The 24,594-nt window shown below is 73.4% G+C and carries 26 protein-coding genes; 12 read left to right on the plus strand and 14 right to left on the minus strand.

Annotation, left to right across the window (positions count from 1 at the left end):
• Positions 1 to 71 precede the first annotated feature (71 nt).
• The 7 genes from ABEA34_RS12215 to ABEA34_RS12245 all read right to left on the minus strand — a co-directional run bounded on the left by ABEA34_RS12215 (position 72) and on the right by ABEA34_RS12245 (position 7,454).
• Positions 72 to 881, minus strand: coding sequence for an ABC transporter ATP-binding protein (locus ABEA34_RS12215; protein WP_345521534.1), 810 nt, complete (start codon positions 879 to 881; stop codon positions 72 to 74).
• A complete protein-coding gene (locus ABEA34_RS12220; RefSeq protein WP_345521536.1) occupies positions 878 to 1,723 on the minus strand; it encodes an ABC transporter permease in 846 nt (281 codons plus the stop codon). The genes ABEA34_RS12215 and ABEA34_RS12220 overlap by 4 nt, the downstream gene beginning before the upstream one ends.
• Positions 1,716 to 2,891: an ROK family transcriptional regulator gene (locus ABEA34_RS12225; protein ID WP_345521538.1), complete on the minus strand. Its 1,176-nt coding sequence runs from the start codon at positions 2,889 to 2,891 to the stop codon at positions 1,716 to 1,718. The genes ABEA34_RS12220 and ABEA34_RS12225 overlap by 8 nt, the downstream gene beginning before the upstream one ends.
• Positions 2,892 to 2,968: 77 nt before the next feature.
• Positions 2,969 to 3,250 (minus strand): cupin domain-containing protein, encoded by a 282-nt coding sequence (locus ABEA34_RS12230; protein WP_345521540.1) that lies wholly within the window; start codon positions 3,248 to 3,250, stop codon positions 2,969 to 2,971.
• The gene (locus tag ABEA34_RS12235; protein WP_345521541.1) at positions 3,247 to 4,653 is read right to left on the minus strand and encodes an NAD(P)/FAD-dependent oxidoreductase; all 1,407 of its coding nucleotides are present in this window, start codon (positions 4,651 to 4,653) and stop codon (positions 3,247 to 3,249) included. The genes ABEA34_RS12230 and ABEA34_RS12235 overlap by 4 nt, the downstream gene beginning before the upstream one ends.
• Positions 4,646 to 5,950: an aspartate aminotransferase family protein gene (locus ABEA34_RS12240; protein ID WP_345521542.1), complete on the minus strand. Its 1,305-nt coding sequence runs from the start codon at positions 5,948 to 5,950 to the stop codon at positions 4,646 to 4,648. The genes ABEA34_RS12235 and ABEA34_RS12240 overlap by 8 nt, the downstream gene beginning before the upstream one ends.
• Positions 5,951 to 5,960: 10 nt before the next feature.
• The gene (locus tag ABEA34_RS12245) at positions 5,961 to 7,454 is read right to left on the minus strand and encodes a CoA-acylating methylmalonate-semialdehyde dehydrogenase (RefSeq protein WP_345521543.1); all 1,494 of its coding nucleotides are present in this window, start codon (positions 7,452 to 7,454) and stop codon (positions 5,961 to 5,963) included.
• Between the two features lie 81 nt (positions 7,455 to 7,535).
• On the opposite strand from ABEA34_RS12245, the gene ABEA34_RS12250 reads away from it, so the two are divergent.
• Positions 7,536 to 9,068: a PucR family transcriptional regulator gene (locus ABEA34_RS12250; protein WP_345521544.1), complete on the plus strand. Its 1,533-nt coding sequence runs from the start codon at positions 7,536 to 7,538 to the stop codon at positions 9,066 to 9,068.
• Here ABEA34_RS12250 and ABEA34_RS12255 read toward each other — a convergent pair.
• Entirely contained in the window at positions 8,990 to 9,700 is a 711-nt protein-coding gene (locus ABEA34_RS12255; RefSeq protein ID WP_345521546.1) for a hypothetical protein, read from the minus strand. The genes ABEA34_RS12250 and ABEA34_RS12255 overlap by 79 nt on opposite strands.
• A 38-nt stretch (positions 9,701 to 9,738) precedes the next feature.
• Positions 9,739 to 10,383: a LysE family translocator gene (locus ABEA34_RS12260; protein WP_345521548.1), complete on the minus strand. Its 645-nt coding sequence runs from the start codon at positions 10,381 to 10,383 to the stop codon at positions 9,739 to 9,741.
• Positions 10,384 to 10,447: 64 nt separating this feature from the next.
• Here ABEA34_RS12260 and ABEA34_RS12265 point away from each other — a divergent pair, with 64 nt between their 5' ends.
• The 10 genes from ABEA34_RS12265 (at position 10,448) to ABEA34_RS12310 (ending at position 19,916) form a co-directional block, all read left to right on the plus strand.
• Positions 10,448 to 11,659, plus strand: a complete 1,212-nt coding sequence (locus tag ABEA34_RS12265; RefSeq protein WP_345521550.1) for a YibE/F family protein — start codon at positions 10,448 to 10,450, stop codon at positions 11,657 to 11,659.
• Between the two features lie 21 nt (positions 11,660 to 11,680).
• Complete coding sequence (locus ABEA34_RS12270; RefSeq protein ID WP_345521552.1) at positions 11,681 to 12,775, plus strand: carbohydrate kinase; 1,095 nt, start codon at positions 11,681 to 11,683, stop codon at positions 12,773 to 12,775.
• Positions 12,772 to 13,683 carry a pseudouridine-5'-phosphate glycosidase gene (locus ABEA34_RS12275; RefSeq protein WP_345521554.1) on the plus strand — a complete coding sequence of 304 codons (912 nt, stop codon included), beginning with the start codon at positions 12,772 to 12,774 and terminating at the stop codon, positions 13,681 to 13,683. The genes ABEA34_RS12270 and ABEA34_RS12275 overlap by 4 nt, the downstream gene beginning before the upstream one ends.
• A gap of 85 nt (positions 13,684 to 13,768) precedes the next feature.
• On the plus strand, positions 13,769 to 14,881 hold the full coding sequence (locus ABEA34_RS12280; protein WP_345521556.1) for a glycosyltransferase family 4 protein: 1,113 nt from the start codon (positions 13,769 to 13,771) through the stop codon (positions 14,879 to 14,881).
• Positions 14,878 to 15,735: an SGNH/GDSL hydrolase family protein gene (locus ABEA34_RS12285; RefSeq protein WP_345521557.1), complete on the plus strand. Its 858-nt coding sequence runs from the start codon at positions 14,878 to 14,880 to the stop codon at positions 15,733 to 15,735. The genes ABEA34_RS12280 and ABEA34_RS12285 overlap by 4 nt, the downstream gene beginning before the upstream one ends.
• A gap of 164 nt (positions 15,736 to 15,899) precedes the next feature.
• A complete protein-coding gene (locus ABEA34_RS12290) occupies positions 15,900 to 16,058 on the plus strand; it encodes a hypothetical protein (RefSeq protein ID WP_345521558.1) in 159 nt (52 codons plus the stop codon).
• A 42-nt stretch (positions 16,059 to 16,100) separates the two neighbouring features.
• Complete coding sequence (locus tag ABEA34_RS12295; RefSeq protein WP_345521560.1) at positions 16,101 to 17,294, plus strand: cytochrome P450; 1,194 nt, start codon at positions 16,101 to 16,103, stop codon at positions 17,292 to 17,294.
• Complete coding sequence (locus ABEA34_RS12300; RefSeq protein WP_345521562.1) at positions 17,291 to 17,758, plus strand: TetR/AcrR family transcriptional regulator; 468 nt, start codon at positions 17,291 to 17,293, stop codon at positions 17,756 to 17,758. Before ABEA34_RS12295 ends, ABEA34_RS12300 begins: the two co-directional genes overlap by 4 nt.
• A 14-nt stretch (positions 17,759 to 17,772) precedes the next feature.
• Complete coding sequence (locus ABEA34_RS12305) at positions 17,773 to 19,425, plus strand: DUF429 domain-containing protein (protein ID WP_345521563.1); 1,653 nt, start codon at positions 17,773 to 17,775, stop codon at positions 19,423 to 19,425.
• A complete protein-coding gene (locus ABEA34_RS12310; protein WP_345521565.1) occupies positions 19,422 to 19,916 on the plus strand; it encodes a hypothetical protein in 495 nt (164 codons plus the stop codon). The genes ABEA34_RS12305 and ABEA34_RS12310 overlap by 4 nt, the downstream gene beginning before the upstream one ends.
• A 2-nt stretch (positions 19,917 to 19,918) precedes the next feature.
• Here the strand turns inward: ABEA34_RS12310 and ABEA34_RS12315 are convergent, their stop codons facing one another.
• A complete protein-coding gene (locus tag ABEA34_RS12315) occupies positions 19,919 to 20,383 on the minus strand; it encodes a group II truncated hemoglobin (RefSeq protein ID WP_345521567.1) in 465 nt (154 codons plus the stop codon).
• Positions 20,384 to 20,406: 23 nt separating this feature from the next.
• On the opposite strand from ABEA34_RS12315, the gene ABEA34_RS12320 reads away from it, so the two are divergent.
• The gene (locus tag ABEA34_RS12320) at positions 20,407 to 20,910 is read left to right on the plus strand and encodes a mycothiol transferase (RefSeq protein WP_345521569.1); all 504 of its coding nucleotides are present in this window, start codon (positions 20,407 to 20,409) and stop codon (positions 20,908 to 20,910) included.
• Here the strand turns inward: ABEA34_RS12320 and ABEA34_RS12325 are convergent.
• Genes ABEA34_RS12325 through ABEA34_RS12340 form a run of 4 tightly spaced genes read right to left on the minus strand, consistent with a single transcriptional unit; the run spans position 20,907 to position 24,552 of the window.
• On the minus strand, positions 20,907 to 21,050 hold the full coding sequence (locus tag ABEA34_RS12325; RefSeq protein WP_345521571.1) for a hypothetical protein: 144 nt from the start codon (positions 21,048 to 21,050) through the stop codon (positions 20,907 to 20,909). The genes ABEA34_RS12320 and ABEA34_RS12325 overlap by 4 nt on opposite strands.
• Before the next feature lie 30 nt (positions 21,051 to 21,080).
• Positions 21,081 to 21,725: an NADPH-dependent F420 reductase gene (locus tag ABEA34_RS12330; RefSeq protein WP_345521573.1), complete on the minus strand. Its 645-nt coding sequence runs from the start codon at positions 21,723 to 21,725 to the stop codon at positions 21,081 to 21,083.
• 37 nt (positions 21,726 to 21,762) lie between these two features.
• Entirely contained in the window at positions 21,763 to 23,226 is a 1,464-nt protein-coding gene (locus ABEA34_RS12335; protein WP_345521575.1) for an SDR family NAD(P)-dependent oxidoreductase, read from the minus strand.
• Positions 23,227 to 23,253: 27 nt separating this feature from the next.
• Positions 23,254 to 24,552, minus strand: a complete 1,299-nt coding sequence (locus ABEA34_RS12340; protein ID WP_345521577.1) for an MFS transporter — start codon at positions 24,550 to 24,552, stop codon at positions 23,254 to 23,256.
• Positions 24,553 to 24,594: the final 42 nt, after the last annotated feature.

A 24,594-nucleotide genomic window follows, 5' to 3' on the forward strand; every position in this document is an offset into this window, starting at 1 on the left:
CGGCGACCTGCAGGAGGCAGCAGCCGTCCGCGGGACCGGCGAGGTACCGGACCCGGACGGGGTCGAGGTGGTCAGGACGTCGTCGGCGGCGCCCCCGAGGGAGTGGCTCCTTGGTGGTAGACCGCGCTCCAGACGCGGTTGCGGAGGGCGGTGAACTCCGGGCTCAGTCGGAGCTCCTCGGTCCGGGGGTAGGGGAGGTCGACCTCGACGATCTCCTGGATGCGGCCCGGTCCCGCCGCCATGACGACCACGCGGTTGGCGAGGAACACCGCCTCGTCGACGTCGTGGGTGATGAAGACGACCGTGCGGCGCTCCTGGCTCCAGGTGGCGAGCAGCTGCTCTTGGAGCCGGACCCGGGTCAGCGCGTCGACGGCGCCGAAGGGCTCGTCCATCAGCAGGATCTCGGGGTGCACGGCGTACGCCCGGGCGATCGCGCAGCGCTGCTTCATGCCGCCCGACAGGGTCTTGGGCAGCTCGTCGGCGAACGCCGTGAGCCCGACCAGGTCGAGGTAGTGCTCGACGCGCCGGCGCCGCTCGGCCTTGGCGACCCGCGTGGTGCGCAGCCCGAACTCGATGTTCTGCCGCACCGTGAGCCAGGGGAAGAGCGCGTACTGCTGGAAGATGACGCCACGCTCGGGGCCCGGGCCGTCGACCGGGACGCCGTCGACGAGCGCCTCGCCGCCGCTGGGCTCCTCGAGGCCGGCGAGGATGTTGAGCAGCGTGCTCTTGCCGCAGCCGGACGGGCCGACGATGGTGACGAACTCGTTGTCCTCGACGTCGAGCGAGACGTCGCCGAGGGCGACGAAGCCGTTGTCGAAGCGCTTCCCGACGTGGCGCACCGAGATCTTCGGCGCGTCCAGGGGGACGGGTGCGGTGGTCATCGGCGCTCCTGCCAGACGGTGAGGCGACGTTCGGCGACCAGCAGGGCGCGGTCCATGAGCAGGCCCAGGACGCCGATCGAGATGACGCCGACGAAGATCGTCGGGAGGTCGAAGTAGAGCTGGGCGTTCTGCATCCGGTGGCCGAGGCCCTCCTGGGCGCCGATGATCTCGGCGGCCACCAGGGTGGCCCACGACGAGCCGAGCCCGACGCGCATCCCGACCAGGATGAAGGGCATCGAGGCCGGCACGACGACCCGTCGGAAGATCGTCAGGTCGCCGGCGCCGAGCACCCGCGCGGCGTTGATCAGGGTCCGGTCGACGCTGACCACGCCCTGGAACGTCGCGATCACGCAGGCGAGGAAGGCGGCCAGGAAGATCACGAAGATCTTCGGGGTCTCGTCGATGCCCATCAGCACGATGGTCAGCGGGATCAGCGCCAGCGGCGGGATCGTCCGGAAGAACTGGACCCACGGCTCGAGGAGGCCCCGGGCGATCGGGTACCAGCCCATCAGGAAGCCGACCGGCACCGCGGCGGCGACGCCGAGGGCGAAGCCGATCAGCACCCGGCGCAGGCTGGCGAACACGTCCTCCTGCAGGGTGCCGGCCCTGATGAGGTCGACGAACCGGGAGGCCACCTCGGGCGGTGTCGGCAGGTTGTAGCCGCTCGCGGCGAACCCCCACCAGATGCCGATGCCCAGCACCGCGGACAGCAGGTTGAGCGCGAGGCCCCGCCACCGCGACGTCGTGCGCCCGCGCCGGGACACCGGTGGCGGGCCGGTGGGCAGCGGGTCCGGCAGGCCGCCGCCGGACGCGGCACCCTGCACCAGGACGGACTCAGACACGTGCGCTCCCTCGACTGACGGTGGTGGGCGGCTCGAGCGGGTCGACGTACCCCGCGAGCAGCGGCGACTGCTGGTAGAGCGCGGCGATCGCCCCGCGGACGCCGTCCTCGTCGTCCAGGCGGGCGGCGCGGACGTCCGGGAGGCCGCTGCCGACCGCCGCCAGCTCGGCGCCGACAGCGGCGGCGACCCGGGCGACGATCTGGGGAGCCACGCGCGGCAGGCTGCCCCCGATGACGATGCGGGCGGGGCTGAGCACGAGCGCGGCGTCGGCCAGGACCTTGGCCAGCGCGTCGGCGGCGGTGTCGACGGCTGAGGTCGCGTCCGGGTCGCCGGCGGCCACGGCGGCGGCGAGCGCCGCGGCGTCGGGTACGCCGGCGGCGGCGATGACGGCGGGCAGCGAGGCGACCGTCTCCAGGCAGCCGCGCTTGCCGCACCGGCACCGCGCCCCTGGCTGGTCGCCCCGGACGACGCGCACGTGGCCGAACTCGCCGGCGGCACCGAGTCCGCCGGCGACCAGGCGGCCGCCGATGACGAGACCACCCCCGATGCCGTCGGAGAGGCGCACGTAGGCGAGGTCGCCGGGAGTGTCCTCGGTCATCGCCTCGGCGAGCGCTGCCAGCCGGGTGTTGTTGTCCACGACGACGGGGCAGTCGAACCGCTCGGCGAACGCCTCGTGCGCCGCGTGCCGGGCTCCCGCGTCGGGCCCGGCCACGCCGACGGCGATGCCCTGGAGGGCGCCGAAGTGCAGGCCGTGCTCCACGGCCACCGCGTCGATCAGGTCGAACGCCGCCTGGCGGCGTGCGGGCCAGCCGAGGGAGGCGTCGTACGTCGCGACCCCGCTGGCGAGCTCCTCGTGGGCGGCGTCCGCCACGACCATGCGCACGCGCGTGTGCCCGAGATCGACGCCGAGGAACTGGCCCGACGACGGGTCGAGGGCCAGGAGCTCGGCGCGGCGGCCGCTGCCGCGGCGTACGTCGCCGTCGGTCTTGGTCACGATGATGGCGCCGCGCCCGATGAGGACCCCGGTGATCTCCGACAGCGTGGTGCGCGAGAGCCCGACCCGCTCCGCGATCTGCGAGCGGCTGAGGCCGCCGCGCTCGCGGAGGGCGGCGAGCACGCGCTCCTCGTGGGTGCGGCGCACGAGGGCCTGCACGTTGGTCGGGTTCACGCCGTCCAACGTAGGAAGGTGGATTTTTTCCGGCAACCCTCCGACGGAATTATTGTCTAGTTTTCGTGTCGACTAACTCACACGGTGACGTAGACCTTGCGCAGCGTCTCGGTGACGGTCCACGTGGTGCGCTCGCCGGCCCGGAGCCGTACGGCGACGCCGGGGGCCAGCGCCACCACCTCGCCGTCCTCGAACTCGACGGTGCCACGGCCGGTGAGCACCACGAACACCTCGTCGACCTCGGTGTCGTGGTCGACCCCGGGGGCCATGCCCCACAGGCCGACCTCGGTGCCGCCCAGCGTGGTCAGCGGGGCCAGGTCGGCGGTGTGGACGTCGGTGGTCAGCACGCGGTCGCTCATGAGTCGAACCCCAGTCCTACGGCGTCGAGGGCCTTCAGGAAGGCGTTGCGCCGGCCTTGGCGGTGGTCGGCCCGGTCGAGCGACCAGCGGGTCGCGTTGATGCCGACGGACGCGAACGGCTCCGGCGGGAAGGGCAGCGGCCGGCGGCGCACCATCTCGAGCCGGGTGCGCTCGGTCGACAGCCCGGACAGCCGGTCGAGCATCACCTCGGCGGCGAACCGGGTCGCGCCGACGCCGAGTCCGGTGAAGCCGGCGGCGTACGCCACCCGTCCGCGCGACGCGAGGCCGTGGAACGCGACGAACTGCGTCGACGTGTCGATCGCGCCCGCCCACCGGTGGCTGAAGGTCAGCCCCTCCAGCTGCGGGAACGCCGCGAGGAAGTGCGACGCCAGCGTCGTGAACGTCGCCGGGCGCTCCTCGTACGACGCCCGCACCCGCCCGCCCGTCGGGTAGATCGCGTCGTACCCGCCCCACAGGATCCGGTTGTCGGCGGTCAGCCGCGAGTAGTGGAACTGGTTGGCCAGGTCGCCCAGGCCCTGCCGGTGGGCCCAGCCGACCGACGCCAGCTGCGCGTCGGACAGCGGCTCGGTCATCAGCACGTAGTCGTAGACCGGCACCGTCATCAGCCGGGTACGCCGCAGCAGCGACGGGAAGACGTTGGTCGCGAGCGCCACCCGGTCGGCGGTGACCAAGCCTCCTGGGGTGCGGACGACGACCGGGCCGCGGGTCGGTGCGTCGAGTCCGGTGACCCGGCTGCCCTCGTGGATCTCGACGCCGAGCTCCGTGGCGACGCGGGCCAGCTCGCGGGCCAGGCGTGCGGGGTGCACCAGCGCGCAGTCGTCGCGGCTCCACTCGCCGGCGAGGAAGAGCGGGCTGTCGATCTCGGCGCGGACGGCGTCGCGGTCGAGGAAGTCCTCGGACGACCGCAGCCACGCGACCTGGTGCTCCTCGACGGCGACGGCCAGCTGGCCGGTGCGCTCGAGCTGGCAGTCGATCCCGAGGGCGCGCACGTCGGCCTCGAGGGCGTCCAGGTTGGCGGTGCCGAGCCGCTCGAGCTCGTCGTACTCCTCGGGCCAGCGGGACCGCCCGTTGTCCTCGCCGTGGGTGAGGCTGGCCTCGACGAAGCCGCCGTTGCGGCCCGACGCCGCCCACCCGACCGTGTTCGCCTCGAGCAGGACCACCCGGGCGCCGGGGTTGCGGCGCTTGGCGAGCACCGCGGTCCAGAGCCCGCAGTAGCCACCGCCGACGATGGCGAGGTCGGCGGTCGCCGCGCCGGCCAGGGCGTCGTACGTCGTGCCCGGTGCGTCCTCGAGCCAGAAGACGCCGTGCCGCGACGGCGCCAGCGCGGCCTCGACCGCGGCCGGCGCCGGCGCGTTGCGTTCGTACGCCGTGGCGTCAGCCAACGTGGACGTCGCCGGCCTTGAGCGCCTCGTCGAGGATGGCGAGCCCCTCGCGCGCCTCGTCGTCGCTCATCGTGCACGGCGGGACCACGTGGATCCGGTTGGTGTTGGCGAAGGGCAGCAGCCCGGCGGACTTGCAGGCGTTGACCACGTCGTTCAGCCCACCCGGCGAGAGCATGGCCCTGCTGTCGGGGTCGCTGACCAGGTCGAGCGCCCAGAAGGCACCGACGCCGCGGACCTCGCCGACGCAGGCGTGCCGTTCGGCGATCTCCGCCAGGCCGGGCGCGAAGATCTCGCGCCCGAGGCGGTCGGCGTTCTCGACGATGCCCTCGTCGCGCATCGTGTGGATCGTGGCGACCGCGGCCGCGCAGGCGAGCGGGTGGCCGGAGTAGGTGAGCCCGCCGGGGTAGGGCGTGTGGTCGAAGGTCGCCGCGATGTCGTCGCTGATGATGACGCCGCCCAGCGGGACGTAGCCGGAGTTGACGCCCTTGGCGAAGGTGATCAGGTCGGGGCGGACGTCGTACCGGTCGAGCGCGAGCCAGCTGCCGGCGCGGCCGAAGCCGGCCATCACCTCGTCGAGGATCAGCTGGATGCCGTGCTCGTCGCACAGCGCGCGGACGCCGGGGAGGTAGCCCGGCGGCGGCGCGAAGATGCCCGCGGTGCCCGGGATCGTCTCGAGCAGGATCGCCGCGATCGTCTGCGGGCCCTCGGCCTCGATGGTGCGGCGCAGGTGGGCGAGCGCGCGCTCGCACTCCTCGGCCTCGGTGGTCGCATGGAACTCCGAGCGGTAGAGGAACGGCCCGAAGAAGTGCACGGCGCCCGCGGTCGCGGTGTCGTTGGCGAACCGGCGCGGGTCGCCGGTCAGGTTGATCGCGGTCTGGGTGCCGCCGTGATAGCTGCGGTAGGCCGTGAGCACCTTGAAGCGGCCGGTCTGCAGCCGCGCCATGCGGACGGCGTGCTCGTTGGCGTCGGCGCCGCCGTTGGTGAAGAACACCTTGGTGAAGCCGTCGGGTGCGATCTCCGAGATCAGCTCCGCGGCCTGGGCCCGCTGCTCGTTGGCCATCGCCGGGGCGATCGTGCAGAGCCGGTCGGCCTGCTCCTTGATCGCCGCGACGACGCGCGGGTGCTGGTGGCCGATGTTGGTGAAGACCAGCTGGCTCGAGAAGTCGAGGTAGCGGCGGTCCTCGTCATCCCAGACGTAGGACCCGCGCGCGGCCGTGATGACCATCGGGCTGATCTCGGCCTGGGCGGACCAGGAGTGGAAGACGTGCTTGCGGTCGAGCTCACGGGTGGTGGTCATGGGGGTCCTCTCAGTGGTTCTTGGGGAAGGCCAGCTCGAGGCCACCGGCGGTCCCGGGATCGGGCCACCGCGTCGTGACCACCTTGCCCCGGGTGAAGAAGTGCACACCCTCGGTGCCGTGGGCGTGGGTGTCGCCGAAGAGCGACGCCTTCCAGCCGCCGAAGGAGTAGTAGGCCATCGGGACCGGGATCGGGACGTTGACGCCGATCATGCCGACCTGCACGTCCTGCTCGAAGGCGCGGGCGGCGCCGCCGTTGCTGGTGAAGATCGCGGTGCCGTTGCCGTACCGGTTGGCGTTCACCAGATCGAGCGCCTCCTGGTAGGTGTCCGCGCGGACCACGGAGAGCACCGGCCCGAAGATCTCGTCGGTGTAGACGCTCATGGTCGGGGTGACGTGGTCGAAGAGCGTGGGGCCGAGCCAGAAGCCGTCGGCCGCGCCGTCCGCGTCGACCTCCCGCCCGTCCACGACCAGGGTCGCTCCGTCGGCCGCGCCGGCGTCGACGTACGACGCCACCTTGTCGCGGTGCACGCGGGTGACCAGCGGGCCCATGTCCGGGTCGCGCGCGCCGTCGCCGATCTGCAGGGTGGCGGTGCGTTCGGCGATCTTCTGCACGAGCGTGTCGCCGGTGTCGCCGACCGCGACCACGACGCTGATCGCCATGCAGCGCTCGCCCGCCGAGCCGTAGCCCGCGCTGACGGCGGCGTCCGCGGCCAGGTCGAGGTCGGCGTCGGGGAGGACGACCATGTGGTTCTTGGCGCCGCCGAGGGCCTGCACCCGCTTGCCGGCGCGGCTGGCGCGTTCGTAGACGTACTCGGCGATGGGGGTCGAGCCGACGAAGCTGATCGACGCGACGTCGGGGTGGTCGAGCAGGCCGTCGACGGCGACCTTGTCGCCCTGGAGCACGGTGAAGACGCCGTCGGGGAGGCCGGCCTCCTGCCACAGCTCGGCCATCCAGACCGCGGCCGACGGGTCCTTCTCGCTGGGCTTGAGCACCACGGCGTTGCCCGCCGCGATCGCGATCGGGAAGAACCACATCGGGACCATCGCCGGGAAGTTGAAGGGGCTGATGATGCCGACGACGCCGAGCGGCTGCCGGAGGCTCTTCACGTCGACGCCGGTCGAGACCTGCGGGGAGTTGCCGCCCTTGAGCAGGTGCGGGATGCCGCACGCGAACTCGACGACCTCCTGGCCGCGGGCCACCTCGCCGAGGGCGTCCGACAGGACCTTGCCGTGCTCGGCGGTGATGATCGCGGCCAGCTCCTCCTTGCGGGAGTTGAGCAGCTCGCGGAAGCGGAAGACGACCTGGGTGCGCGCGCTGACCGACGTGCTCGCCCAGTCGCTGGCCGCCTTCTTGGCCGACGCGACCGCGGCCTCGATCTCCTCGGGGCCGGCGAAGACGACCTGGCCGGTGACGAGCCCGGTGGCGGGGTTGGTGACGTCGCCGACGCGGGCGCCCGAGCCGGGGTGGGCCTTGCCGTCGATCCAGTGGGAGATGGTGGTCATGCGACCATCGTGGGCCCGAGCCGAACGCACCGCGAGGGACGGTGTGTCGCCCGTTGGTGGAGACATGGGACAGTACGTCGTATGCCGGTCACCGTCCGCCAGGCGCTCGACCTCCCCGTGCTCGCCGCGGGCGACCCGGTCGTGCTCGGTGGTGACGCCGGGCTGGACGCCGACATCCGGTGGGTGCACGTCTCGGAGGTCCGCGGCATCGGCGCGCTCCTGGTCGGCCACGAGCTCGTCCTGACGACCGGCCTCGGCATGGCCGCGTCCCCGGAGGCGGCCGCCGACTTCGTCGACCAGCTGGTCACGGTCGGGGCGGCGGGGCTGGTGGTCGAGCTGAGCTCGGCGTACCCCCAGGTCCCCGACCTCGCCCTGCGCCGGGCCCGCGCCGCCGGGCTGCCGGTGGTCGTGCTCAACCGCAAGGTGCGCTTCGTCGAGGTGACCGAGCAGGTGCACCGCGCGATCGTGGCGGAGCAGTACGACGACCTGCGCTTCGCGGGCGAGGTGCACCAGACCTTCACTGAGCTGGGGTTGGCCCGCGCGCCGATGGCGCGGCTGGTCGAGGCGGCGGCCGACCTGGTCGGCACGTCGGTGGTGCTCGAGGACCTGTCCCGGCGGGTGCTGGTCGCGGCCGCGCGGGGCGAGCCGGTCGACCGCCTCCTGGTCGACTGGGAGCGGCGGTCCCGGCTCACGCCGTACCTCCGGGAGAGCGGAAGCGGCGGGCCCGAGCGCTGGCTGACCACGCCGGTCGGCATCCAGGGCGGCGCGTGGGGCCGCCTGGTGCAGCCGGGCGGCCGGCGGGGGGCGCGGGCCACGCAGGTGCTCGAGCGCGCTGCCCAGGCCGTGGAGCTCGGCCGGATGATCGACCGCGACGAGACCTCGATCCAGCTGCGGGTGCACGGCGGCTTCCTGCTCGACCTGCTCGACGGTCGCGTCGGCAGCGAGCAGGTGGCGGCAGCCCGGCTGCGCGCCCTCGGCGTACCCCTGTCGGAGTCGTACGTCGGCGCCGTCGCCCGGATGCGGTCCGAGGCGCCGGTCGAGCGGCTGGTGTCCGCGCTCGGCGAGGTGCCGGGACTGGTGGGGGTGCTGGACGCGGTGCACGTCGGCCTGCTGGTCCCCGCCGCGACCGACCTGGACGAGGTCGCCCGCACGCTGACGGCCGCCGAGCCGGACGCGGTGCTGGCCGCAGGCCCGTCGGTCGGCGGCGTGCTCGCCGCCGCGCCCTCTCTGCGTTCGGCGCGGGCGGTGGCGGACGTCGCGGTGACGCTGCGGCCGTACGCCGGGTGCGTGCGCCAGGCCGACATCCGCCTGCCGGGGCTGCTGATGTCACTGCGGGAGGACGCGCGGCTCCAGGAGTTCGCCGAGGCGGAGCTCGGGCGGCTGCTCGAGCACGAGGCGCGGCACGGGTCGGGCCTCGTGGAGCTGCTCCGGCAGTTCCTCGCCGTCGGCGGCAACAAGACCGAGCTGGCCCGGGTCGCCCACCGCAACCGCACCTCCCTCTACCCGGCGCTGCGCCGGCTCGAGGACCTGGTCGGTCATCCGCTCGACGACCCCGCCTCGAGGCTCTCCCTCGGCGTCGCGCTGCTCGCGTACGACCAGGGCCGGGAGCTCTGAGCGGGCACCGCGAAGAGCACGGCCACGGCCGCCGCAAGCAGGAGCGGTGCGGCCGCGGCGTCGGACCACGGAGCCGTGTCGTACGACGTGTAGCCGGACAGCAGCGGCCCGACGACCAGCAGGGCCGGGATGGGCGTGGAGAGGCCCACCAGCACCGCGACCGGCACCGCACGCGACGGGCGTGAGCCGGGGGCGGCCGCCGCGAGGGCGGTGAGGCACGCCGGCCAGAGGAGGCACCAGACCAGGAACGCGAGTCCGGCACCCGCGGCGCTCACGACGTGGCCGGTCTGGCCGGACCGCAGGGTGACCGCGCCGAGCAGGGCGAGGCTCGCGGCCGGTACGACGGCGACCAGGACGGCGAAGACCCGCCACCAGCCCTGCCGGGGGCGGGCGAGCACCATCGGCAGGAGGAGGGCGGCCACGGCGAGCGCCAGCAGGGCTCCGCCGTACAGCTGGGCCGCCTGCCCGACCGGGGTCCACGGGTCGCTCGGCACCTGGAAGTCGTACTCGTGGCTCTGCAGCGGCAGGCACGCATCGGTGTCGAAGGCGCCCCGGGGACATGCGCCGGACCAGCGCTGCCAGGAGGCGGCGAACGTCAGCGCCGCGGCGGCCGCCAGGGCGACCGCGGCCACGATGCGAGGCAACCAGGTGCGCACACCTGATGGAACCACTACTCCGACGCGACCGCCATGGTCGTGCCGAGGCCGATCATCATCACGCCGCCGGCGACGCCGAGGGTGTCGAGCCGCTGCGGGCGCCGGGCGAACCAGTCGCGGGCCTTGCTCGCGGCGAGCGCCCAGGCACCGTCCGAGACGACCGCCATCGCACCGAAGACGGCGCCGAGCATCGCGAGCTGGAGCCCGGTGTGCCCGGCCGGCTCGTTGACGAACTGCGGCAGGAAGGCCACGAAGAAGACGATCGTCTTGGGGTTGGTCAGGCCCACGGTGAACCCGATCCGCAGCGAGCGGCTGGCGCGCGCCGGCGTCACCGCCCCGAGCTCGACGGCCCCGAGCGCGGCACGGGCGTCCGCGCGGTGCCGGATCGCCTGGATGCCCAGCCAGACGACGTACGCCGCGCCGGCGACCTTCAGCACGGTGTAGGCCTCGGCGCTCGCGGCCACGACGGCGCCGAGCCCGACGGCCACCAGGAACACCTGCGTGGTGACGCCGAGGGCGTTGCCGAGCACCGAGAGCAGCGCGTCGCGGCGCCCGACGGTGAGGGCGCGGCCGATGGTGAAGAGCAGGCTCGGGCCTGGGACCTGGATGAAGAGGGCGCTGGCCACCACGAAGGCGAGCCACTGGTTGGTCGTCGGCACCCGACCATTGTGGTGGTCGTCATCCCGGAGCGCACAGGGTTTGCGGGTCGGGAAGGATGTCGCCATGGGCGCCGGACACTCGCACGGTTCGCACCGTGCGGGCGGGGAGACCGACCTGGCGGTGGCGAGAGGCCCGCGCCTCGTGCTGCTCACGGCCCTGGTGATGGCCGGGATCGCCGCGGTGGTGGGCGTCCTCCTGCTCTGGCCCGACGGTGCGGAGGTGGACCGGATCGCCGAGGACGCTCCGTTCGCGGCGCCCGGCGTCACGTTCCCGACGGCCGAGGTGGACAGCATCCATGCGCCCTGCACGGCGGCCGAGGTCGGCTCGGACAGCGACTGCGGCCGGATCGAGGTGACCGTCCGCGACGGCGCTGGCCGCGGCGACCGCGCGACGGTGCAGATCCCCCCGCAGGTCCTCGACTCCGGGCTCACCCCCGGCGACCACGTCCGGCTCCAGCGCACCCCCGGCGGAGCGGGCGCAGACCCGGCGTACTCCTACTTCGGCACCGAGCGCACCGGCCCGCTGCTGGTGCTGCTCCTGGTCTTCGTCGGGCTGGTGCTCGTGGTCGCCCGCTGGCGCGGCCTCTTCGCGCTCGTCGGGCTCGCGTTCAGCGGCGTGGTGATCTGGCGGTTCGTGCTGCCGGCGCTGCTGACGGGAGGCTCGGGGGTCGCCGTCGGGCTGACCGCCGCCGCGCTGATCATGTTCGTCGTCCTCTTCACGACGCACGGGTTCTCGATGCGCACCAGCACGGCGCTGGCCGGCACCCTCGTCGGCGTCCTGGTGACCACGGGCATCGGCGTCCTGGCCACGAGCGCGACCCGGCTGACCGGCGTCGCCGACGAGCAGGCGGGCATCCTCTCCTCGCTGGTCGGCGACCTGAGCTTCCACGAGCTCTTCGCGTGCGCCGTCCTCATCGCCGGGCTCGGCGTGCTCAACGACGTCACCATCACGCAGGCGTCGTCGGTGTGGGAGCTCCGGGCGGCCTCCCCGGCGATGGGCCGTCGCGAGCTCTTCGCCAGCGGGATGCGGATCGGCCGCGACCACATCGCCTCGACGATCTACACGATCGTCTTCGCGTACGCCGGCACCGCGCTCGCCGTCCTGCTGATCCTCCGGCTCTACGGCCTGCCGTGGGACGTCCTGCTCACCACCGAGGACATCACCCAGGAGATCGTCCGCACCCTCGCCAGCAGCATCGGCCTGGTGCTTGCCGTCCCGCTGACGACCGCGATCGCGACCCTCGTGGTCGCCGGTGCGGAGCCTTTGCCCGAATAAAGATGGCTTATGCTGACAAGCATGAGCCTCACCGATCGCGAGCAGGAGATCGTGGCGCTGCTGCGCCGCGACCCGCTGATCGGCTCGGCGGCGCTCGCGCGCGAGCTCGGCACCACTCGGGCCGCCGTCAACGTGCACCTCTCCAACCTCGGCAAGAAGGGCGTGATCCTCGGCCGGGGCTACGTGCTCAGCGAGCAGCGGTCCGTGGTCGTCGTCGGCGGCGCCAACATGGACGTCAAGGCGCGCAGCCGGCGCACCGCCGTACCCGCCACCAGCAACCCGGGCACCGCCTCGATGTCGGCCGGCGGGGTCGGACGCAACATCGCCGAGAACCTCGCCCGTCTCGGCACCCGCACCCACCTGGTCGCGGCGATCGGCGCCGACGGCCTCGGTGACCAGGTGCTGGCGGCGACGTCGGGCGCCGGGGTGCACGTCGAGCAGGTACGCCGCTCCGCCCGGGCGACCGGCACCTACACGGCCGTCCTCGACGCCGACGGGGAGCTGGTGGTCGCGGTCGCCGACATGGCCGCCACCGACGAGCTGTCTCCCGAGCACGTCAACGCCGCGCGTGACCTGGTCGCCGCGGCGTCGCTCGTGGTGCTCGACGGCAACCTGGCGACCGAGACCCTGGCGTTCGCCCTGGACCTGGCGGTCGCCGCCGGTGTCCGCGTCGTCCTCGAGCCGGTGAGCGTCCCGAAGGCCGCCGCGCTCGCCCACCTGGTGTCCCTCGACCGGCCCCTGCACGCGATCACGCCCAACCGCGACGAGCTCGCCGCGCTGACCGACCTGCCGACCCGCACCCCCCGCCAGGTCGAGAAGGCCGCCCGCGCGCTGCACGACCGGGGCGTCGAGCTGGTCTGGGTGCGGCTCGGCTCGGCCGGGTCGCTCCTCAGCTCGCCCGAGGGGACGGTCGCGCTGGACGCCGTACCGGCCGAGGTCGCCGACGTCACCGGGGCCGGCGACGCGATGCTCGGCGCCTTCTGCCACGCCCTGCTGGACGGGGCCGACCCGGCCGCCGCCGCGGCGTTCGGCCACGCCGCCGCGGCCCTCACCATCGCCAGCCCGCACACCGTCCGCCCCGACCTCACCGACCGTCTCGTCAGGAGCACCGCATGAGCCACCCGTCCCTCCACCTCGCCCCGGAGGTCGCCGACGCCCTCGCCGACGGCCGTCCCGTCGTGGCGCTGGAGAGCACGATCATCAGCCACGGCATGCCGTACCCGCAGAACGTCGCCATGGCCACCGAGGTCGAGGGCATCGTGCGCGACCACGGCGCCGTGCCGGCGACGATCGCGATCCTGGACGGTCGCCTGTGCATCGGCCTCTCGCCCGACCAGCTCGAGCTGCTGGCCAGCGACGGCAACGTCACCAAGGTGAGCGTGCGCGACCTGCCGTACGTCGTCGCGCGGGGCCAGCACGGCGCCACGACCGTCGCGGCGACGATGCGGCTGGCGGCGATGGCGGGCATCCGGACGTTCGTGACCGGCGGCCTCGGCGGCGTGCACCGGGGTGCGCAGCAGACCTTCGACGTCAGCGCCGACCTGACCGAGCTCGGCCAGACCTCGGTGGCGGTCGTGTCCGCCGGCGTGAAGTCGATCCTCGACATCGGCCTGACCCTGGAGACCCTGGAGACGCTCGGCGTGCCGGTGCTGGTCAACGGCAGTGACGAGTTCCCGTCGTTCTACTCCCGCTCCAGCGGCCACGCCGCGCCGATGCGCGTCGACTCCGCGACCGAGGTCGCCGCCGTCATGCGGGCCAAGTGGGAGCTGGGCATCGACGGCGGCATCGTCATCGCCAACCCGATCCCGGTGGAGGACGAGATCCCCGCCGACGAGATCGGCGCGATCATCGACCAGGCCCTCGGCGACATGGACGCCCTGGGCATCCACGGCAAGGACGCGACGCCGTACCTCCTCGGCCGGATCGTCGAGATCACCGGCGGCGCCTCCCTGACCGCCAACATCGCGCTGGTCCGGCACAACGCGCGCCTGGGCGCCGCGATCGCGGTGGCGTACGCCGGCTGAGGGACGGCCCGCCCGCCGCCGCCTCTTCGCACGACCCTCCCGCGGAGGTCGCCGGCCGTTCACCCACCGCGGTCAGCGTGAAGGCATGCGCGTCGCCATCGTGACCGAGTCCTTCCTGCCTCAGGTCAACGGCGTCTCCAACACCGTGCGGCACGTGGTCGACGAGCTCGTCGACGCCCGCCACGAGGTGCTCGTGGTCGCTCCCGGCCAGGGGCCCGCGCACTACGAGGGCACGCCGGTGGTGCGGGTCCGCTCGGTCGGGATGCCCGGCTACCGGTCCTTCCCGATCGGGCTGCCCGACGCCGCAGTAGGACACAGCCTCGACCGGTTCGGTCCCGACCTGGTGCACCTCGCCTCCCCGATCGCGCTCGGCGTGGTCGGGCTGCGCGCCGCGCGCCGGCTCCGGATCCCGACCGTCGCGGTCTACCAGACCGACATCGCTGGGTTCGCCCGGCAGTACGGACTCCGCGCCGACCTGGTGGTCGACCGCTGGGTCGGTCGGTTGCACCGGCGCGTGGACCGCACCCTGGTGCCGTCGAGCGCCTCGATGGACCAGCTCGCCGCGCTCGGCGTGCGCGACCTCCACCTGTGGCGACGCGGCATCGCCCTCGACCTCTTCGACCCGTCGCGCCGCAGCCGGGAGCTGCACCAGGAGTGGACCGACGGGTCGCGCCTGGCCGTGGGGTACGTCGGGCGACTCGCCCACGAGAAGCAGGTCCACCGGCTCGCGGTGCTGGCCGGCCTGCCGGGCGTCCAGCTCGTCGTGGTCGGCGACGGGCCGGCCCGCGAGGAGCTGCGGCGCCAGCTGCCGGGCGCGGTCTTCACGGGGATGCTCCGGGGCGCGGAGCTCGCCGCGGCGTACGCGTCCCTCGACGTCTTCGTGCACACCGGCGACAGCGAGACCTTCTGCCAGACGGTCCAGGAGGCCCAGGCCAGCGGCGTCCCGGTGGTCGCCCCGGCCGCGGGCGGTCCGCTGGACCTGGTCGAGCCCGGCCGCACGGGGCTGCTCTTCGACCCGGCGGACCTCGGCTCGCTGCGCGACTGCGTCGCGAAGCTCCTCGTCGCCCCCGGTCTCCGCCACGACCTGGCAGACCGCGCTCGTACGGCGGTGGCCGGGCGCACCTGGCAGCGCGTCGTCTCCGAGCTGGTCGACGTCCACTACCGCGCGGTCCTGGACGGCGCCGCGGCCGCCGCGTGAGCGCACGAGCATGGCGCAGCGCCGGCTCGGGTGCCGCCCTGGTGGTCGTCGGCCTCGTCGCGGCGGTCGCCACCCTCAAGGCCCAGGCCCGCATCGCCCGCAAGGTGATCGGCAAGCCCCTCGGTGAGGAGGCGCTGGCCGCCGACCGCGTCTACAAGAAGAAGTACGGCGACCCGATCGACCTGCTGCTCCTCGGCGACTCCATCGCCGCGGGCCTCGGCGCCGACGACCCGAGGAGCACCCTCGGCGGTGAGCTCGCCCGGCGGCTGACCAAGGCGACGCACCGCGCCGTACGCCTGCACACCGCGGCCGTCGTCGGCGCCGAGACGTCCGGCCTCGCCGACCAGCTCGCGGCACTGCCGCCGGGCTACCGGCCCCACGTCGCGGTGATCGTGGTCGGCGGCAACGACATCACCCACCGGGTCCGGGTCGTCGACTCGCGCCGCCAGCTCGGCGAGGCGATCCGCGCGCTGCGCGCGCTCGGGGTCGAGGTGGTCGTCGGGACCTGCCCCGACCTCGGCGCGCTGCGCCCGCTGCCGCAGCCGCTGCGCAGCCTCGGGGCGCGGGCGTCCCGCCAGCTCGCCGCCGCCCAGCGCGAGGTGACCACCGAGCTCGGCGGCCGCGCGGTCTCCCTCGCGGACGTGGTCGGGCCGTTCTTCATCACGCAGCCCGACGAGATGTTCGCCCTCGACCGCTTCCATCCCTCCGGCGCCGGCTACCGGCGTACGGCGAAGGCGATGCTCCCCAGCGTCCTCGCCGCCCTCGGGCTCGCCGACAGCGTGCCGTTCGGGCACCACGGGCCGGACGAAAGAAGTTCGCAGCCGGATGCAACCGGCGCGGCCGCCCGAGCGTAGACCTCGCGACAACCGGATCCGTCGAGCGACGGCTGAGGCACCTCAGTTTTCGTTGCAGCCGCCGTATCTGGCCGCGATATCGGGACTCCTCCCGATGTCGGCGCAGCACCTCATCGGGGAGCGTGAGCTGCGTCAGCACCCCCCGCACCCACCAGAAGGAAGTCATGAACCCCCTCACCGTCAACCCCGCGATCGTCCTGGACCACGCGCTGCGCGCGACGCCGGAGAGCACGGGAGTCCACGCGCGCCGCTCGCGCCGGGCCAGCCGCGCCGTGCGCGCCGCCCGGTCGGCCCGCGTGGCCCTGGAGCGCGCCGGCCTCTGAGCGTGTTGGACAGATCGTCGAATTTGTCTCACGATGGTCGGCATGCCCGACGTGCGCTACCGACCCGGCACCGCCGAGACCTGGGCCAGCCCGTGGGAGATGTACGCCGACCTGCGTGACCACGACCCGGTCCACCACGTCGCTCGCTCCGCCGGCCGGGACCACTACGTCCTCAGCCGGCACGCCGACGTGCTGGCGGCGGCGGTCGACACGGCGACGTACTCCTCGGCCCAGGGGCTGACCGTCGAGTACGGCGAGCTGGACGCGATCGGCCTCGCCGACAACCCGCCGCTGGTGATGATGGATCCGCCGGACCACACGGCGTTCCGCAGGCTGGTGGCCCGCGGCTTCACGCCGCGCCAGGTGACGAGCTTGGAGCCGCAGGTGCGGGCGTTCGTCACCGAGCGGCTCGACCGGCTGTCCGCCGAGGGCGGCGGCGACATCGTCGAGACCCTGTTCAAGCCGATGCCGAGCATGGTCGTCGCGCACTACCTCGGGGTGCCGGCGGCGGACCGGGACCGGTTCGACGGCTGGACGCACGCGATCGTCTCGGCCAGCTCCGAGGGCGCGATCGGCGACGCCACCCAGGCGATCGTCGAGATGATGGGCTACTTCTCCGAGCTGGTGGAGCGCCGCCGCGTCGAGCCCGGGGACGACACCGTCTCGCACCTGGTCGCCGCCGGCGTCGGGGACGACCAGGCCGGGATCCTGTCGATCCTCAGCTACGTCTTCACGGTCGTCACCGGTGGCAACGACACCACCACCGGGATGCTCGGCGGTGCGGTCCAGCTCCTCGAGAGCGACCGCGACCAGCGCCGCCTGCTGCTCGAGGACCCCTCCCTGATCCCGGACGCCGTGGAGGAGCTGCTCCGCCTGACCTCGCCGGTGCAGGGCCTCGCCCGCACGGCCACCCGCGACGTCGAGCTGCACGGCACCGTCATCGCGGCGGGCCGCCGCGTCCTCCTGCTGTACGGCGCCGCCAACCGCGACCCGCGCCGCTACGGGCCGGACGCCGACGAGCTCGACGTACGCCGCCGCCCCGGTCAGCTGCTGACCTTCAGCCAGGGCAGCCACCACTGCCTCGGCGCCGCGGCAGCCCGGCTGCAGGCCCGGGTCGCGCTGGAGGAGCTGCTGCTCCGGTGCCCCGACTTCACGGTCGACCTCGACGGGGTCGCGTGGGCGCCTGGGCCGTACGTCCGCCGCCCGACGACGGTCCCCTTCCGGGTCGCAGGGTGAACGCCGAGCAGATCCTCGACGCGGCGGCCGGCCTCTTCGCCGAGCGCGGTGTCAACGCCGTCGGGATGGCCGAGGTCGCCCGAGCGGCGGGCTGCTCGCGCGCGACCCTCTACCGCTACTTCGAGGACCGGCACGCACTGCACGTCGCGTTCGTCCAACGCGAGGCCCGCCGGATCGGGGCGCTGCTGCCCACCGACGACGCGGCCGAGGCGATCCTGGGCGCGGTGCGCGAGGTCCGCGCTCGCCCCGAGCTGATCGCGTGGTTCGGCGCGGCCGACGCCGGGACGACTGCGGAGCTCGCCCAGTCCGACGCCGTCGTCGGCGGGCTGGGCGACGAGGAGACCGCACGCTGGCTGGTGCGGGTGATCGTCTCCCTGCTCATCGTCCCCGGCCGCGACGACGCGGAGGAGCGTGCCCTGGTCGAGAGGTACGTCGTGCCCGGCGTCCTGCACGACCGCCGATAGGGCAGGCTGCTGCCATGCACTTCGTCGGGATCGACCTCGCCTGGGGGGACCGCCAGCCCACCGGGCTCGCGGTGCTCGACGAGGACGCCCACCTCGTGCACATCTCCACGGTGCGCACCGACGAGGAGATCCGCACCGCGCTCACGCCGTACGTCGAGGGTCCGTGCGTGGTCGGGATCGACGCCCCGCTGATCGTCGTGAACCCGACCGGGTCGCGGCCGGCGGAGCAGGAGCTGAGCCGCGACTTCCGGCGCTTCGAGGCGGGCGCGCACCCGTCCAACACCGGCAAGCCCGAGTTCGCCGAGGGCACCCGCGGCGCCCGGATCTGCAAGATGTTCGGGCTCGACATGGACCCGCGCTCGGGCCGCAAGCGGCGGGCGATCGAGGTCTACCCGCACCCCGCCACGGTGGTGCTGTTCGGGCTCGGCAAGACGCTCAAGTACAAGGCGAAGCCCGGCCGCAGCCTGGAGCTCCTCCGCTCCGAGCTGCTCCTGCTGATGGACCACGTCGAGCGGATCGTCACCACCGAGCGCACCTGGCGCGACCTGCGCACCCGGGTCGAGACCGCGACCCGCAAGGTGGACCTCCGCCAGGTCGAGGACCAGGTCGACGCCGTCGTGTGCGCCTACGTCGCCCTCTTCGCCGAGCGCTGGCCCGAGCGGACCACGACGTACGGCGACCTCGAGCGCGGCTACATCGTCACCCCGACCCTGCCCGATGCGCACGCCACGATTCGGGACGCGATCGAGGAGTACACCCGGCTCCACCCCGCCCGGGTCGAGGCCGCCCAGGAGTACGTCGCACTGGTGACCGAGATCCTCGACGAGGCCGGCATCAACTACCTGACCGTCACCGGCCGCGCGAAGTCCGTCGAGTCGTTCGCCGCCAAGGCCGGCCGCACCGCCGACGGACTGCCCGTGTACGCCGACCCGCTCCGCGACATCACCGACCAGATCGGGATCCGGGTCATCACCTACGTGCGCAGCGACGTGGCCGCGGTCGCCGACGTACTCGGCTCCCAGCTGACCGTCCTCGACGACCGCGACCTCGGCCAGGAGACCGCGAGCGAGGGCCGCTTCGGCTACGCCAGCCGGCACCTGCAGGTCGCCCGCAACGGCGGCGCGAACGCCCAGGTGCAGGTGCGCACCGTCCTGCAGCACGCGTGGGCGGAGTTCGAGCACGACATCCGCTACAAGGGCACAGTGCCCGAGGAGCACGCCCGCGACTTCGACCGCCGCTTCACCCTCGCCGCGGGGCTGCTCGAGCTGGCCGACCAGGAGTTCACCACGATCCGCGACCGGCTCCGGGGCGGGTCGGTCGCCGAGCCGGAGATCGACACTGTCGGCATCACCCCGCGCGAGCTCGCGGCCTTCCTCGCCGGGCAGTACCCCGACGCCGAGTGGTCCCGCACCGACCACTACGCCTGGATCGCCGGCCTGCTGCCCGAGCTCGACATCACCACGCTGGCCGCCCTCGGCGAGGTGCTCGTCGGCGTGGACCTCGACCAGGTGACCGCGCGGATGGACTACAGGTACCCGCCCGGCGCCGTACGCCGCCTCGACGACGCCCTGCTCGCCGCGTTCGGGGAACGCTACGTCCTCCTCCCCGGCAACGCCCACCGCGAGGCGCTGCTCGCCACCCGCCTGGAGAGGATGCGGGGCGCGTGAGCGGCGGCGGTCGGATGCCGTCCTCGGCCTGGGCGTTCGCTGGGCTCTGCGTCGCGGGTCAGCTGGTGCAGCTCGCCCACCGCGGCCTGAGCCGGTCCGACGGCGTGGGGGTGTTCCTGTCGATGGCACTCACCGCCCTGGTCGTCTCGTGGTTCGCCGCAGGTGTGCTCCGCGGCCGGACCGTGCGGCTTGTGATCGTGTGGATCCTGATCGGGCTCGGCACGGTGCTGACGGGCTTCGGGATCGTCGTCGACCTGTCCGACGCCAACGGCTGGGACCTGCTCGACCTGCTCCTCTCGCTCGGGCAGGTCGCCGCGCTCGCGGCGTTCTGCTCGACCGACTACCTCCGGTGGCAGCGCGCCCACCCGGACCAGCCGGGGCCCGGCATCGGCGGCCTGGTCGCGGTCGCCCTGGTCGTCGGGCTGCTGGGCGGCATGACCGCGTCGTCCGACGACGGCAGCTCGCAGATCCGGCTGCGCGTCGGCCTCTGACGTCAGGGCCGGTACGGCGGCGCGACTCCCCAGCCCCACCGCGGGACGGGCGCGTGCTCGACCACCGGTGCCCCGGGCTGCGAGTTCTCCAGCGCAAGCCGGGTGCCCCACTCGAGGTAGCCGACGAGAGCAGCCCGGAACTCCGGGTCCGCGGGCAGGTCGGCGTCGTCGGCCGCCAGGCTCATCGTCGAGGCGAAGCGGTGTCGCTGCTCGGCGGTGATGCCCAGGTCGCGGTGGTGCGCCAGCATCCGCTCGTAGCCGCCGAGCTCGTCGGTGTAGACCGACGGGCCACCGAAGACCTCCGACCACCAGGCCGCGACGTGTGCGCGGTGCTCCTCGGAGACGCCACCTGGGAAGAACGGGCTGAGCAGCTCGTCGCGCTCGACCCGGTCGTAGAAGCAGTCGATCAGCCGGCGGAGCGCGGGTCCGCCGCCGGCCCACTCGTACAGGGTGGGGTCGTCGGTCATGCATCGACGCTACCGTCGGGGCCATGACCCCAGCCGACGTCTTCATCGACTTCTTCGAGCGGATCCTCGAGAACGGCGTGGCCGCCGTCGACGGCCTCACCGACGAGCAGCTCGCCCACCGGATCGCCCCGGACGCCAACTCGATCGCGTGGCTCATCTGGCACGCGGCCCGGGTGCAGGACGCGCAGGTCGCGCACGCGGCCGGCAGCGAGGAGGTGTGGCTCAGCCAGGGGTGGGTGGAGCGGTTCGCGCTCGACATCGACCCGGCCGACCACGGCTACGGCCACACCAGCGAGCAGGTCGGCAAGGTACGCGCCGGCGCGGACCTGCTCGCCGGCTACCTGCGCGCCGCCCACGAGGCGACCGTCGCCTACCTGCGCACGGTCACCGAGGGCGACCTCGACGAGGTCATCGACCGGAGCTGGGACCCGCCGGTCACCCGCGGCGTACGCCTCGTCAGCATCGCCGACGACGACGCCCAGCACGTCGGCCAGGCGGCCTACCTGCGGGGGCTGCTCGGGTCCTAGGTCGACGCCGGGACGACGCAGCTCGCCGTCACCGGGGCACCCTCGCAGCAGGGCCGGATGTGGCCGCACCGGTCACAGCGCGAGTGCGACGTCTCCCACCGCATCGTCGCGCCGCAGTTGTCGCACTCCATGCCGTCCATGGCCCGGATCCTGCCACCGGGCCGGACCCGTCAGGCGGAGGCGCGCTTCGCCTGGGCGAGCAGGTCGGTGAGACCCGCGGCGTCGGCCTTCGGGCCGTACGCCGGCTGGTCGCGGTCGAAGCGCCAGCCCTCAGCGAGCGGGCCGGCGTCGACGACGTCGTACCCGATCTCGTCGGTCAGCGCGGTGACGGTCGCCTTGGCGGCGACGTCGTCCCCGGCGATCGGGAGCGCCCGCCGGTCGGCGGTCCCCGCGGGCACGCCCTGGGTGGCCAGGTGACCCGACTGGATCGCGTTGAAGAGCTTCACGACGTGCGACTCCGGCAGGTGGCCCTGCAGGACCTCGCTGGGCGTGGTCTCGCCGCTGTCGATCGCCGCGACGTGGCCGTCGCGCTCGAAGTAGTAGTTGTTGGTGTCGATGACGACCTTCCCGGCCAGGGGCGCGACCGGGACCGTGTCGACCGCCAGGAAGGGGATCGAGACGACGACGACCTCTCCGGCCTCGGCTGCCTCGGCCGCGGTCGCCGCACGGGCCTTCGGCCCGATCTCGGAGACCAGGTCGGCGAGCGTCTCCGGCCCACGGGAGTTGCTGATGACGACGTCGTACCCCTGCTCCGCGAAGAGCTTGGCCAGGGTGCCGCCGATGTTGCCGCTGCCGATGAATCCGATGGTGGTCATGAGGGGGCAACGGCGTGCGCCGTCGGCTTGTTCCGGCTCACCAGGGACTGGGCTCGAAGTCCTTCAGGAAGTGGCCGTAGAGGTCCTCGCCGGCCTCGCCGCGGACGATCGGGTCGTAGACGCGCGCGGCGCCGTCGACCAGGTCGAGCGGTGCGTGCCAGCCCTCGGCGGCGATCCGGAGCTTCTCCTGGTGCGGCCGCTCGTCGGTGATCCAGCCGGTGTCGACGGCGTTCATCAGGATCTGGTCGGTCTCGAACATCTCGCCGGCGCTGGTCCGGGTGAGCATGTTGAGCGACGCCTTGGCCATGTTGGTGTGCGGGTGGCCGGCGCCCTTGTAGCGACGGGAGAACTGGCCCTCCATCGCGGACACGTTGACGACGTACGTACGCCGCGCCGGCGACGCGCGCAGCGACGCCCGTAGCCGCGAGATCAGCAGGAACGGCGCGGTCGCGTTGCAGAGCTGGACCTCGAGCAGCTCCAGCGGGTCGACCTCGTCGACGGTCTGGGTCCACGAGTTGGTGGTCTGCAGGTCGGGCAGCAGCCCGCCGGCGTCGACCGCCGTGCCGGCCAGGTGTGCCTCCAGGCTGGCGTGGCCGGCCTGCAGCGCGAGCGCGGTGATCGACGCGGGCGTGTGCGCGGGCGTCTCGTGGTGCGCGATCGCGTGCTGCTGCAGGGTGCCCGCGATCGCGGCCGGGTGGGCCTCGCTGATCCGGTCGAAGCTGACGATCTCGGGCAGCGCGACGTCGGTGGGCAGCGGCGCGAGCTCGGCCTCGACGAGGGGCGCGTAGGAGCCCGGCGTACGGCGGACCGTCTGGCACGCGTTGTTGATGAGGATGTCGAGCGGGCCCGCCGCGGCGACCTCGTCGGCGAGCGAGATCACCTGGGTGGGGTCGCGCAGGTCGATGCCGACGATCTTGAGCCGGTCGATCCAGTCGGCGCTGTCCTCCAGGGCCGAGAAGCGTCGTACGGCGTCGTGCGGGAAGCGCGTCGTGATCGTGGTGTGGGCGCCGTCGCGGAGCAGCCGCAGCGCGATGTACATGCCGATCTTGGCGCGGCCGCCGGTGAGCAGCGCGCGGCGCCCGGTCAGGTCGGTGCCCTGGCCGCGCTTGGCGTGCGACATCGCGGCGCAGCTCGGGCAGAGGTAGTGGTAGAACGCGTCGACCAGCGTGTAGTCGTTCTTGCAGATGTAGCAGCCGCGCGGGTTGATCAGCTCGCCGGCGAAGGCGCCCGGCGCGGTCGACACCAGCGGGATGCCGAGGGTCTCGTCGTCGATCCGCATCGGCGACCCGGTCGCCGTCCGCTCGGTCACGGCCCGGTCGGCGGCCAGCTCGGCCTCGCGCTTGCGGGTCCGTCGCTCGGCCTTCAGGGCCTTGTACATGTGCGACGCGGCGCGCTTGACGGTCTGGATGTCCGGGTGGTCGTCGGGCAGCTCGTGCAGCTGGTTGAGCACGCGCACGGTGACGGCGAGGTCGTCGGGGTCGATGCCGTCGGTCTGGATCACCGGAGGATTCTAGGTGCGAGCAGGCGCTCAGACCGCTTCGGCGGCGGGCCGGGTGATCCGGTAGCGGACGAACGACGGCACCAGGATCGCGGCGATGACGGTGCCGATCACGACGAGCACGCCGCCGCCGGCCGCGGCCGCCGCCGTACCCACCATCGCGGCGCTGGCGCCGTGCACGACGTCGGCGATGCGGGGGCCGCCGGCCACGACGACGATGAAGATGCCCTGGAGCCGGCCACGCACCGAGTCGTCGGCCGCGCTCTGGAGCATGCTCGTGCGGAAGGCCGCCGATGCCATGTCGGCGGCGCCGCCGATGACCAGCATCAGCAGGGCGGCGACGAGCATGGTCGTCTGCCACTCGCTGCCACCGTGGTCGGCGAGCCCGACGGCCAGGCCGAAGCCCGCCATCGCCGCGCCCCACACCAGGATGCAGATGATGACCGCCCGGCCCTGGAGGTCGACCCTCGAGACCCAGCCCGAGAAGACGCCGCCGATGACGGCGCCTGCCGGGATCGCGGCGAAGAGCAGGGCGAAGGCCAGGCCGCCCTCGTCCGGCCCGCCGAAGGACAGGTGCGCGATCTCCGGGAAGAGCGCGCGCGGCATGCCGAAGACCATCGCGATCAGGTCGACGACGAAGGACATCATCAGCACCGGGTGGCCACGCAGGTAGGTGAAGCCCTCGATCACGGAGCGCAGGCCGGGCGTCCCCTTCTTGGCATCGTCGACGGGCAGCCTCGGCAGGCGGACGACGGCGCTCAGCGTCGCGAAGAGCGTGAACGTGTCGATCAGGTAGAGCCACTCGAAGCCGATGAAGGGGATCAGCACGCCCGCGACCAGCGGGCCGCCGATCGCGCCGGCCTGGAAGATCGTCATGTTCAGCGAGTTCGCCGAGGGGAGCAGCTCGGGGCGCAGCAGCTTGGGCAGGATCGCGCTGCGGGTGGGCTGGTTGACCGCGAAGAACGCCTGCTGCACCGAGAAGAGGCACAGCAGCAGCCACACGTTGGTGTTGCCGGCCGCGGCCTGCAGGTAGAAGAGGCCGCTGGTGACGATCAGGCCGGTCGTGGTGATGATCAGCATCGTGCGCCGGTCGAAGACGTCGGCGAGCGCGCCGCCCCACAGCCCGAAGACCACCAGCGGCACCAGGCCGAAGAGGCCGGTGAGGCCGACGTACGCCGAGGAGCCGGTGTCGGCGTAGATCTGGGCCGGTACGGCGACGACCGTCAGCTGCGCGCCGACGACCGTGATGATGTTGGCCAGCCAGAGCCGACGGAAGTGCTCGTTGCGCAGTGGTCGGGTGTCGGCCACCAGGCCCCGGAGGTTGCGCACGATCACCGAACCTAACCCCGGCGGCCGATGTTCCCCCCACCG

Origin of the sequence: Nocardioides conyzicola, assembly GCF_039543825.1 — a bacterium.
Classification (GTDB): domain Bacteria; phylum Actinomycetota; class Actinomycetes; order Propionibacteriales; family Nocardioidaceae; genus Nocardioides; species Nocardioides conyzicola.